Annotated in this window: 4 protein-coding genes; all 4 read right to left on the bottom strand. The window is 55.8% G+C overall.

Annotated features, from left to right (window positions below; all coding sequences use genetic code 11):
* Positions 1 to 518 (bottom strand): flavin-containing monooxygenase (locus ACWB12_RS07860; protein WP_479529520.1); only part of this gene is annotated, 518 nt, incomplete at its 3' end.
* 43 nt (positions 519 to 561) lie between these two features.
* Positions 562 to 2,061, bottom strand: coding sequence for an aldehyde dehydrogenase (locus tag ACWB12_RS07855; protein WP_479529519.1), 1,500 nt, complete (start codon positions 2,059 to 2,061; stop codon positions 562 to 564).
* 10 nt (positions 2,062 to 2,071) lie between these two features.
* Positions 2,072 to 3,436: an aminotransferase class III-fold pyridoxal phosphate-dependent enzyme gene (locus ACWB12_RS07850; RefSeq protein ID WP_479529518.1), complete on the bottom strand. Its 1,365-nt coding sequence runs from the start codon at positions 3,434 to 3,436 to the stop codon at positions 2,072 to 2,074.
* 111 nt (positions 3,437 to 3,547) lie between these two features.
* Positions 3,548 to 3,904 (bottom strand): extracellular solute-binding protein (locus ACWB12_RS07845; RefSeq protein ID WP_479529517.1); only part of this gene is annotated, 357 nt, incomplete at its 5' end.

Genomic DNA, 3,904 nt, shown 5'->3' with positions numbered 1-3,904 from the left:
GCGCCAACCACCACCACAGCCCCGTCTGGCAGCTGATCCGGATTGCGGTAATCAAAGGAATGTATCTGCATGACATTGGCATTTTCGGGCACAACGGGGGGCACAACCGGACACTGGAATGCGCCCGTCGCGGCAACCACAATGCGGGCCTCGATCACGCCTGATGACGTTTCAACGCGAAATCCTGCTCGCCCCTCATTGCGGCGCACTTCGGTAACATCGACCCCACAACGGATAGGGGCGCCAAACTGTTTGGCGTAAGCCACGAAATAGTCGGCCACGTCTTCTTTGGCAGCAAATTCCTCTGGGTCGCCAGAAAAACCCATACCTGGAAACCGGTCATGCCAAGCCGGACCATTCGCGACCAGACTATCCCATCGCCCCGTGCGCCAGCGCTCGGCAATCCGGTCCCGCTCCAACACCAGATGCGGCACGCCAGCCTGGCTCAGGTGTTCGCTCATGGCGACGCCGGCCTGACCCGCGCCTACAATAAGTGTGTCTATTTTTTCGATCGGCATTTTCGCGTCCTTTTGAAGGTTAAGGTTTGGCTTTCACCAAAGTTTAGGTTCGCGCATCGTATTTAATCCAGGTGGTTTTCAGGGCGGTGTATTTGTCAAACGAATGCAATGACAAATCGCGCCCGTAACCTGATTGCTTCATTCCGCCAAAGGGGGTCATCGCGCTGAGCGCATCTACTGTGTTGACCGATACCGTTCCGGCATTCAGCGCATCCGACACCCCAAGGGCGCGGGAAAGATCGGAAGTCCAGACAGATGCCGCAAGACCGTAAACTGTATCATTGGCCATAGTGATGGCTTCCTCATCCGTGGTAAATGTCTGCACCGTCAAGACGGGGCCGAAAATTTCGTCGCGGGCAATTTTATGGTCGGATTCCACATTGTCAAAAATAGTTGGCGTGACAAAGGCGTCGGAACCGTTCAGGCTGACCCGCTCGCCACCCGTCACCAAACGGCTGGATTGCACCCCGCTTTCAATAAAACGCATGACCGTATCCGTGTGGGATTTGTCGACCATCGACCCAAGGGTCGAGGCCGGATTCAGCGGATCACCCGGTGCAATTCCTTCGGCGCGGGATTTCATCCGGTCCAGCATTTCGTCATTGATCGAGGCATGGACCAGCATGCGCGAATTGGCGGAACACACCTCGCCCTGATTAAAGAAAATCCCGAAGGCGGCCATATCGGCGGCGGCGTCCAGATCAGCGTCGGGGAAAATGATGTTGGGGCTTTTGCCGCCAGTTTCCAGCCAGACCTGTTTCATGTTGCTTTCGCCGGCATAGCGTTGGAATAATTTGCCAACGGCAGTCGATCCGGTGAACACAAGGCAATCCACATCGTCGTGACGACCCAAAGCCTGCCCTGCATCTTCGCCATATCCGGGCACGACGTTCAAAACACCGTCCGGCAAACCGGCCTCGGCGGCAAGTTCGGCCAGAAACAGTGCTGAAAGGGGCGATTGTTCGGCCGGTTTCAACACCACAGAATTGCCGGTGGCCAGTGCTGGTGCCAGCTTCCATGTTGCCATATCCAGTGGGAAATTCCACGGCACCACAGCCCCGACAACGCCCAGCGGCACCCGACGGATCATCGCAATGTCGCGCCCCCCAGTCGGGGCAATTTCGTCATACAATTTGTCGACCGCCTCGGCGTGCCACTGAAAGAAATGCGCCGAACCGGGCGCATCAATCGTCGAACTGTCTTTGATCAGCTTGCCCATATCAAGCGTGTCCAGCAAGGCAAGTTCGGGGATGTTGTCACGGATCAGGGCGGCGAGGTTAAGCAAGATTTCTTTGCGCTCTGACGGGGTCTTGCCAGCCCAGACGCCACTGTTGAACGCTTTGCGCGCCGATATCACCGCCCGATCAATGTCATCGCTATTGCCGCGCGCTACAGCTGTCAAAACCTCGCCGGTCGCCGGGTTTATGGTCTCGAATCTATCCCCTGAACGGGAGTGGCAAAACGCCCCGTTGATAAAACATTGGTTACGGAATTTCAGCTTGGCGGCCTTTGCCGTCCAGTCTTTGCATGTCAGGTCGGTCATGTGGGATTCCTTAGGCTGGCAGTGTGGCAGTTGCGGCGATGATGCTTTCACGCAGAATGCTTTCGATCTGTCCGATCATCGCTTCATCCATAATCAGTGTTGGCGACAGGATCAGGATATTGCCCAGCGGACGCGCAATCAGCCCGCGCTTTTGGGTTTCCCGGGCTATCCGCAACCCGAGATTGACTTCGTCCGCATAGGGTTCTTTGGTATCTTTGTTTTTGACAAACTCAACACCCATCATAAAATGGCTGCCCCGCACATCCCCTACGATATCCAGATCGCTCAAACCACGTAGAGCGTTTTCAAATACCTTGCCGGTCACCTGCACTTTTTGCGGGATTTCCTCGCGTTCCAGAATGTCGATATTCGCCAATGCGGCGGCAGCGGCGGCGGGGTGGCCGGAATAGGTCATGCCGTGCAAAAACATCGCACCGGGCTCGGAAATGACATCATAAATTTCGTCGGAAATAATAGTCGCCGATAGTGGTTGATAGCCAGACGTAAGCCCTTTGGCAGTGTTGATGATATCGGGCACCATGCCGAAAACATCCTTGGAGGCAAACATATGGCCCAGCCGGCCAAAGGCGGTGACCACCTCGTCGGCGATGTATTTGATGTCATGGTCCGCCGTGATCTGGCGCATCCGCTGATGATACCCATCCGGCGCCACCAGAATACCGCCAGCGCCCATGATTGGTTCGGCAATGAAGGCGGCAATGTTTTCCGCGCCGATGTCGTGGATTGCGGCCAGCATGTCGTCAGCCAGCGCACCCAGAAACTCCGCCTCGGTCATTTCGCTCGCTTCGCGGTAGCCATAGGGGGCGCGTAAATGGTGCACCAACCCCTCGGCAGCGGTATCCCACCCATCGCTATAGGCCGGAGTGGTCATCGCCATCGCCAGATGGGTAGAGCCGTGATAAGCTCCGATCCTCGACAGGATTTTCTTTTTGTTCGGGCGCCCCAGCCGATTGTTATAATGGTGCAGCATCCGTATGGCGGAATCGTTGGCGATTGACCCTGAATTGCCAAAATACACCCGGTTCAGGTTGCCCGGCGCAAGGCTTGCCAGCTTTTCCGCCAGCGCCGCCGCGGCAGGGTGGGTGAAATTGTAAAAGGTCGAATAGTAATCCAGAGTTTCCAGCTGGCTGGTGATTGCATCAATGATTTCGCGCCGTCCATGGCCCACATTCACGCACCACAAACCGCCGATACCGTCAATCAGCTCGTTACCTTCGCTGTCGGTCACATAGGCCCCTTTGGCGGCCACGATAGCAGTTCGGGCTCCTTGTTGTTTCAACCCGTCCAGATCAGCAAAGGACTGGATCAGGTGGTCGTCTTTTTTCAGGATATCGTCTGTGCTGAGTTGGTTCATTGTTTGATCCTCCGGATTAGGGTTGGGCGCACTCCACTGGTCTACCGCCCAATAACCGGCGGCAGTCAGAAGAATTCGGGCAGCCCCGCACGACGCAGGGCTGCGGCCTATTTATTTTTTCAGATCGGTCCAGATTTTGTCATAGACTGTCTGAACCTCTTCCGGACAGGCCATGATGAACTGACCGTTACCACCTGCTGGCGGGTTCAATTCTGGTGCGCTGGTGACCGCTTCATCCAGGAAACCAGCTACACCGCTGACACCGGCGGTGTACTGGGCATAGTTGGTCACGGCGGCTGCATTTTCCGGTTCAAGCAGAAAGTTCATAAACTTAAGCGCATTGTCCCGATTTGGCGCGTCTTTCAACAGGACTACGTTGTCCATCCAGACAACATAGCCTTGCTGTGGGAACGCATATTCGACATTAGCACCTTCTGCGCGAGCCTTGGCAGAAAACCCGTTCCAGAT

It is taken from the genome of Profundibacter sp. (genome assembly GCF_056498605.1).
This window is presented reverse-complemented; position numbering and strand designations above follow the sequence as displayed.

Excerpts from the sequence above, each read along its gene's own strand:
- ACWB12_RS07855 (WP_479529519.1), bottom strand. The coding sequence starts at position 2,061 with ATGACCGACCTGACATGCAAAGACTGGACGGCAAAGGCCGCCAAGCTG.
- ACWB12_RS07850 (WP_479529518.1), bottom strand. The coding sequence starts at position 3,436 with ATGAACCAACTCAGCACAGACGATATCCTGAAAAAAGACGACCACCTG.